The sequence below is a fragment of the Actinocorallia lasiicapitis genome (assembly GCF_054778695.1).
The window spans coordinates 1-6,267 of the sequence record NZ_BAAGZI010000353.1; the positions used below are offsets into that span (position 1 = coordinate 1).

Here is a 6,267-nt window from a genome sequence, read left to right on the forward strand (position 1 = left end):
TCCGTCGGTGGCGATCTTCTCGCCCGGCCTGACCACGAACCGGTCGCCGACGGCGAGGCGGTCGACGGGGATCCGCTGCTCCACGCCGTCGCGGAGCACCGCGACGTCCTTGGCGCCCAGCTCCAGCAGCGCCCGCAACGCCGAACCGGCGCGCCCGCGGGCCCGGTGCTCGAAGTACCGGCCACCGAGCACCGCCGTGACGACGACGGCCGCGACCTCCAGATAGATCTCCTCGACCCCGCCCGAACGCGACGGCACCAGCGAGAAGCCCATTTTCATTCCGGGCATCCCGGCGTCGCCGAAGAACAGGGCGAGCACCGACCAGCCCCAGGCGGCGAGCGCGCCGACCGACACGAGGGTGTCCATGGTCGCCGCGCCGTGCCGCAGATTGATCCAGGCGGCCCTGTGGAACGGCCATCCGGCCCAGAGGACGACGGGCGTGGCGAGCTGGAGCGCCAGCCACTGCCACCGGTCGAACTGGAGGGCCGGGATCATCGACAGCGCCAGCACCGGGACGGTCAGCGCCGCCGCCCACAGCAGCCGGGTGCGCAGCGGATCACTCCGCTCCCGCACCGCTTCCGTTTCCGCTTCCGCCTGCTCCTGCGGGAGGGTCGCGCCGTAGCCGGCGGACTCGATGGTCGCGATCAGGTCCTGCGGCGTGGCCTGCGTCTCGTCGTACCGGACGGTGGCGGTCTCGGTCGCGTAGTTGACCGAGGCGGAGACCCCGTCCAGCTTGTTGAGCTTCCGTTCGATCCGGTGGGCGCACGAGGCGCACGTCATCCCGGTGATCGGCAGCTCGAGGCCCGTCACGACCCGACCACGGCGTACCCGGCCTCGGTGACGGCGGCGGCGACCGCCTCGTCGGTGAAGCCGTCGCCGGAGACCGTCACCCTGCCGGTGGGCAGGTCGACCGCGACGTCCGTGACCCCCTGAACCTCGCCGATCTCCTCGGTCACGGAGGCCGTGCAGTGGCCGCAGGTCATACCCTCGACGGTGTAGATACGTTCCGACATTTCAACTCCTGAGGCGATATACGGGGCAGGGGTATCCTGGTGTCGGAACATAGCATACCCCCCAGGGGTTAGATACCCTGCACTGGGCACACCCGAGGAGATGTGAGGACAGTCATGACGACGCGCGGCTACACCGCGACCAAGGACCAGCTCCAGACCCGGCTCCGCCGGATCGAGGGTCAGGTCCGCGGCATCGAGCGCATGGTCGAGGAGGACCGCTACTGCATCGACGTCCTCACCCAGATCAGCGCGATCCAGGCGGCCCTCGACAAGGTCGCCCTGGGCCTCCTGGACGGCCACGTCCGCCACTGCGTCACCAACGCCGCCCACAACGGCGAGTCCGAGGAGATGTCCACCGAGCTCATGGCCGCCGTGGGCCGCCTCATGCGCCGCGGCTAGGCGGCGGCCTCGGCGGCTCGGGTGAGGGAGCGGGCGCGTTTGGCGTCGGGGGCGTAGCGCAGCGGCTCCGGGATCAGCCGGGTGGTGCGGTACAGGGCCTTCAGGGTCGCGGTGGCCCACAGGTCGGAGGTGGGCAGTCCGGGAAGGCCGTAGAGGCGGCGGGCCCAGCGCGGCAGGGTCGAGACGACCAGGGTGGCCAGGCCGGGGGCGGCGAGCTTGAGCGGGGTGAAGGGCAGCGGGACGTCCGGGTTGAAGACCCGGCGCAGCCCCGCCTTCGCCTCCTGGCAGGCGAACAGCCGCGGGCGCATCCCGGTGTAGTAGTCGGCCATCTCGCCGACCGAGGCGGGCACGTCCGCCGGGTTCAGGCCGACGACCTCGGCGGCGCGGCGCTGCTCGTCGACGAACCGGTCCGCGTCCTGCCGCGACAGCGGGACGCCCGCGCGGCGCGCCACGCCCAGATAGGAGTCGACCTCGCCCATGTGCACCCAGAGCAGGTTCTCGGGGTCGTCGATCGGGAAGGTCTCGCCGGTCCGCAGGTCGAGGCCCGTCATCTTGGAGTGCAGTTTGCGGACCCGGCGGCCGACCCGGTCGACCTCGGGCGTCGGCCGCCACGTGCGGATCCGGACGAAGTCGATGGTGCGGCCGAGCCGCGACCAGGCGGCGTTGGGGTCCATCAGATCGGAGTTCTGCGCGGTGCCCCACATGGTCCTCGGGTGCAGCGCCTGCAGCAGGAGCGCCCGGAAGCCGCCGACCATCAGCACCGGCTCCCCCATCACCCGCCAGGTGACCGATCCCGGCCCGAACAGCCCGTAGTCCTCTTGCTCCACCCGGGACTCCCGCCTCGAAGTAAGTGACGGCTTATACTCCGATATGTCGCCCGTCACAGGCAAGACCAAACGGGCCCGGGGCCTGGTTCAGTCGACGATCTCCAGATCGTCGTCGTCGAGGAGCTCGGCCGGGTCGTCGTCGACCTCGGCGGTCTGGTCGGTGATCCAGCCCAGATACTCCGCACTGCCCGCGACGACCGGCGTCGCGATGATCTCCGGGGTCTCGTAGGAGTGGTGGTCGTTGATGTGGACGGCCAGCTCCTGGAACCGGTCGGCGGTGGTCTTGAACAGCACCATCCACTCGTCGGCGGTCTCGACCTCACCCTCCCACCAGTAGGTCGCGGTGATCGGGCCGACGACCTGGGCGCAGGCGGCCAGCCGCTCCTCGACCGCCGACCTGGCCAGCTCGGCCGCGTCGGACTGCTCGTCGATCGTGGTGGTGACCTGGACATAGGCGTCTGCCATGGGAGGGCTCCTTCCCCAGCGTTGATCGTAACGCCCGCCCGGTTACGATCGGGGCATGACCCGGGACTCCGACGCCGAATTCCTGGACGCCGACTTCCTGGCGGCCTACGACCCCCGCCAGTACGACCCGGTCTCGGTGACCGTCGACGTGGTCGCGCTGACGATCCGGGACGGTGTTCTGCACGTCCTGCTGGTCCGGCGTGGCGCGCCGCCGTTTCAGGGGGCGTGGGCCCTGCCGGGCGGTTTCGTCCGCGCGGTCAGCGGTTCGGAGGACCTGCCGGCCGCCGCGGCCCGCGAACTCGCCGAGGAGACGGGCCTCAAGGAGCTGGGCCGGGTCCATCTGGAGCAGCTCGGCAGCTACGGCGCGCCCGGCCGCGATCCCCGGATGCGGGTGATCTCGGTCGCCTATCTGGCGTTCGGCCCCGCGCTGCCCGATCCGCTCGCCGGCAGCGACGCCGCGGAGGCCGCCTGGGTGCCGGTCGCCTCGCTGGAGCTGACGGACGACGGCGCACAGCCGCCCGGCACGGACCGTCCGCTGGCCTTCGACCACGCCCGGATCCTCGCCGACGGGCTGGAACGAGCCCGCGCCAAGCTCGAGTACACGCCCCTCGCGACCGCGTTCCTGGCCGAGCGGTTCACGATCCCCGAGCTCAGGGCCGTGTACGAGACGGTCTGGGACGAGGAGCTCCACGCGGGCAACTTCCACCGCAAGGTCCTTTCCGTCCCGGGGTTCGTGGAGCCGACCGGGCAGACCACCGAGCACGGCGGCCGCCGGGGCGGGCCGCGCGCGAAGCTGTACCGGTCCGGCGACGCACGGCTGCTGCACCCGGCGCTGCTCCGTCCCGACCAGGAGGACGAGCCGCGCTGACGGCCCGTGCCGGGCACCGCGCCGAGACCCCGGGTGACGGTCCGGTAGCGACGATCCGGCCTGCCCGTTCTACAATTCGGCATTGCCGAATCCAGGAGGTCACGGATGCCCGGTCCGATCCAGTCGCTCGAACGCGCCGCCGCGATCCTGCGTCTGCTGGCCGGGGGCGAGCGCCGGCTCGCCCTGACGGACCTGTCGGTGACCCTCGGTCTGGCCAAGGGCACCGTCCACGGCATCCTGCGCACCCTCCAGCAGGAGGGCTTCGTCGAGCAGGACCCCGAAACGGGCCGCTACCAGCTCGGCGCGGAGCTGCTGCGGCTCGGCAACTCCTATCTCGACGTGCACGAACTGCGCGCCAGGGCGCTGGTCTGGTCGGACGACCTGGCCAGGGTGACGGGTGAGAGCGTCCGGATCGGCGTGCTGCACCAGGGCGGCGTCCTGGTGATCCACCATGTGTTCCGGCCCGACGACAGCCGCCAGGTCCTGGAGATCGGCGCGATGCTGCCGCTGCACGCGACGGCCTGGGGCAAGATCCTGCTGGCGCACGACCCGGCGGCCCGCGCGGAGCTGGAGGGCGAGCTCAAGTCCTACACGCGGCACACCGTGGTCTCCCCCGCCGAACTGGACGCCGAGTGCGCCCTGATCCGCGACCGGGGCTGGGCGGCCGACGTCGAGGAGGCCCTGGAGGGGGTGGCGAGCATCGCCGCGCTGATCCGGGACCGGCGCGGCACCCCGCTGGGCGCGGTCGGCATCGGCGGGGCGATCGAGCGGGTCACGGCCGACGGCGAGCCGCTGCCCGCGCTGGTCGCGGCGGTGCGCGACACTGCCAGGGCGATCAGCCGCGACCTGGGCGCCTCGCCCTTCTGAGCCGGGAACCAGGCCGGAAGATACTCCCTAGTAACAAAGAATTCAACCCCTGTTCGACATTGCCGAACGGTGGTTTAGTTAACCCGTACCCACCCCAGCGAGCCGGAGGATCCATGCCGTTCATCGCGGCCATCGACCAGGGCACCACGTCCAGCCGGTGCATCATCTTCGACTCCGACAGCAGGATCGTCGCGATCGACCAGCGCGAGCACCGGCAGATCTTCCCCCGTCCCGGCTGGGTCGAGCACGACGCCGAGGAGATCTGGCAGCGCGTCCAGGAGGTCGTCGCCGGAGCCCTGGCCAAAGCCGGCCTGCGCGCCGACGAACTGGCCGCCGTCGGCATCACCAACCAGCGCGAGACCACCGTGATCTGGGACAAGGCCACCGGCCGTCCCGTGCACAACGCGATCGTCTGGCAGGACACCCGCACCGACGCCCTCTGCGCCGAACTGGGCCGCTACCGGTTCCAGCAGCGGACCGGGCTGCCGCTGGCGTCCTACTTCTCCGGGCCGAAGATCCGGTGGCTGCTCGACCACGTGCCGGGGCTGCGGGCGCGGGCCGACCGCGGCGAACTGCTGTTCGGCACCATGGACACCTGGCTGATCTGGAAGCTGACCGACGGCGCGGTGCACGTCACCGACGTCACCAACGCCGGCCGCACCTCGCTGATGGACCTGGCCGCCCTCCAGTGGGACCAGGAGATCCTCGACGCCCTCGCCGTCCCGGCCGCGCTGCTGCCCGAGATCCGCTCGTCCGCCGAGGTCTACGGCACCGCCCGCGGAGTCCTGGAAGGCGTGCCGATCGCGGCCGCGCTCGGCGACCAGCACGCCGCCCTGCTCGGCCAGACCTGCTTCGACCCAGGCGACGTCAAGGCCACCTACGGCACCGGCGCGTTCTTGCTGCTCAACACCGGCAAGGACATCATCCGCTCGGGCCACGGCCTGCTCACCACGGTCGGCTACCAGTTCGGCGGCCAGGACCCGGTCTACGCGCTGGAAGGGTCGATCGCCAACACCGGCTCGCTGACCCAGTGGCTGCGCGACAAGATGGGGCTGATCGCGACCGCCGCCGAGATCGAGACCCTCGCCACGACCGTCGAGGACAGCGGCGGCCTGTACTTCGTGCCCGCCTTCAGCGGGCTGTTCGCGCCGCACTGGGCGCCCGAGGCGCGCGGCGTGCTCGTCGGGATGACCGGCTACGCCGGAAAGGGCCACCTCGCCAGGGCCGTGCTGGAGGCGACGGCCTGGCAGACCCGCGAGGTCGTCGACGCCATGGTCCTCGACTCCGGGGTGCCGCTGCGCTCGCTGCGCGTCGACGGCGGGATGACCGCCAACAACCTGCTCATGCAGTGCGTCGCCGACGTCCTCGACGTCCCGGTGATGCGCCCGTTCGTCGCCGAGACCACCTGCCTGGGCGCCGCCCACGCGGCCGGCCTCGTCACCGGGGTCTGGTCGGACCTGGACGCGCTGCGCTCGGAGTGGCGGCGCGCCGCCGAATGGACCCCCCGGATGGACGCGGCCACCCGCGCCCGCCACCAGCGCAAATGGGCGAAGGCCGTGGAATGCGCCAAGGGCTGGCTCGACGCCGACGACCTGGAGGATCTCGCCTGACCGGCCGGTGAACCGCCGGCCGGACCGCGTCCGTACCGCGCCGCGAGCGCAGGTCCGGCGGAAGGAGCGTCAGTGAACACCGTCATCGGCGACATCGACCGCGAGGCGGTCCGCGCGGAACTCGGCCGGGGCACTTTCGACCTGCTGGTGATCGGTGGTGGGATCGTGGGGATCGCGGCGGCGTGGACGGCTGCTCAGGCGGGGTTGCGGGTGGCGGT

General features: G+C 71.7%; 8 protein-coding genes. 4 read left to right on the plus strand and 4 right to left on the minus strand.

Annotated features, from left to right (window positions below):
• On the minus strand, nt 1-780 hold a 780-nt coding region (locus ACYVE7_RS27255), incomplete at its 3' end, for a cation transporter (RefSeq protein ID WP_460368522.1).
• A 26-nt stretch (nt 781-806) separates the two neighbouring features.
• Nucleotides 807-1,013, minus strand: a complete 207-nt coding sequence (locus ACYVE7_RS27260) for a heavy-metal-associated domain-containing protein (RefSeq protein WP_460368511.1) — start codon at nt 1,011-1,013, stop codon at nt 807-809.
• A 114-nt stretch (nt 1,014-1,127) separates the two neighbouring features.
• Between ACYVE7_RS27260 and ACYVE7_RS27265 the strand changes: the two genes are divergently transcribed.
• Nucleotides 1,128-1,412: a metal-sensitive transcriptional regulator gene (locus ACYVE7_RS27265; RefSeq protein WP_460368513.1), complete on the plus strand. Its 285-nt coding sequence runs from the start codon at nt 1,128-1,130 to the stop codon at nt 1,410-1,412.
• Here ACYVE7_RS27265 and ACYVE7_RS27270 read toward each other — a convergent pair.
• Together ACYVE7_RS27270 and cutA are read right to left on the minus strand one after the other, a co-directional pair.
• On the minus strand, nt 1,409-2,239 hold the full coding sequence (locus tag ACYVE7_RS27270; RefSeq protein WP_460368515.1) for an oxygenase MpaB family protein: 831 nt from the start codon (nt 2,237-2,239) through the stop codon (nt 1,409-1,411). The genes ACYVE7_RS27265 and ACYVE7_RS27270 overlap by 4 nt on opposite strands.
• Nucleotides 2,240-2,326: 87 nt before the next feature.
• On the minus strand, nt 2,327-2,704 hold the full coding sequence (gene cutA / locus ACYVE7_RS27275; protein WP_460368516.1) for a divalent-cation tolerance protein CutA: 378 nt from the start codon (nt 2,702-2,704) through the stop codon (nt 2,327-2,329).
• A gap of 55 nt (nt 2,705-2,759) precedes the next feature.
• On the opposite strand from cutA, the gene ACYVE7_RS27280 reads away from it, so the two are divergent.
• The 3 genes from ACYVE7_RS27280 (at nt 2,760) to glpK (ending at nt 6,049) form a co-directional block, all read left to right on the plus strand.
• Nucleotides 2,760-3,572 carry an NUDIX hydrolase gene (locus ACYVE7_RS27280; RefSeq protein WP_460368517.1) on the plus strand — a complete coding sequence of 271 codons (813 nt, stop codon included), beginning with the start codon at nt 2,760-2,762 and terminating at the stop codon, nt 3,570-3,572.
• Between the two features lie 105 nt (nt 3,573-3,677).
• Nucleotides 3,678-4,439 carry an IclR family transcriptional regulator gene (locus ACYVE7_RS27285; protein WP_460368519.1) on the plus strand — a complete coding sequence of 254 codons (762 nt, stop codon included), beginning with the start codon at nt 3,678-3,680 and terminating at the stop codon, nt 4,437-4,439.
• Between the two features lie 113 nt (nt 4,440-4,552).
• Complete coding sequence (gene glpK / locus ACYVE7_RS27290) at nt 4,553-6,049, plus strand: glycerol kinase GlpK (protein WP_460368521.1); 1,497 nt, start codon at nt 4,553-4,555, stop codon at nt 6,047-6,049.
• Nucleotides 6,050-6,267: the final 218 nt, after the last annotated feature.